We start from the raw sequence: 725 nt of genomic DNA, 5'->3' as shown, positions 1-725 counted from the left end.
CGTCCCCTCGCCATGGCCGCCTGCGCGGCGGCCAGCAGGTCGGTCAGCTGTCCGGCGCCGCCAGAGCCCGGGCCGCCGTTGAGCGTCGAGGCCAGTCCCGTGTTTCCGGTCTGGCCGTTGAGCATGGCGGTGATCGCGCCGGACGTGCCGTTCTGCCCGGTGAGCATCGAGGTCAGCCCGGTGGACGTGGACAGCTGGGCGGCGGCGATCAGGTCGGTCAGCGCGCTCTGCTGGTCCGCGGTCAACCCCGCGGCTCCGGCAGCCCCGCCGGAACCGGCGCCGGCAGCCTGGACCGAGGACTCCTCGGGCAGGATACGGCGGATGGTGGTGAGGTTGGAGTCGTTCTCCCAGGCGTCCCGGACCTTAATCGTGTCGCCGGGCTGCGGGGCGTCGATGGCCTTGCCGTTGCCCAGATAGATGGAGACGTGGCCGCCGTCAAAACTGAAGAGCAGGTCGCCGGGCTTGGCATCTGCCATGGAAGCCACCGGCGTGCCTTCCTTCATCTGGTCCCAGGTGACGCGCGGCAGGTCGATGCCGATGTCGCGGAAGGCATGCTGCACGAAGGACGAGCAGTCGAGGCCGACGGACGCGTCGTTGCCGCCCCAGACGTAGGGCAGGCCGACGTACTTCTCCGTGGCCTTAATCAGCTCGGCGACGGTCCCGGTCGCGGCACCGGTCCCGCTCACGGCGCCGGTCCCGGAAGCGCCGGCGGGGGCCTGGGCTGC

The 725-nt window shown here is 71.2% G+C and carries 1 protein-coding gene; it reads right to left on the bottom strand.

Features of this window, described 5'->3' with window-relative positions:
• Positions 1 to 686, bottom strand: a 686-nt coding sequence (locus tag AC5RUJ_RS17670) for a C40 family peptidase (RefSeq protein ID WP_494156434.1), incomplete at its 3' end; no start/stop codon positions are given.
• Positions 687 to 725: the final 39 nt, after the last annotated feature.

It is taken from the genome of Arthrobacter sp. Y3223164, from assembly GCF_059091005.1.
The sequence above is the reverse complement of the archived record's forward strand: the minus strand, read 5'-3'. Positions and strand labels throughout refer to the sequence as shown.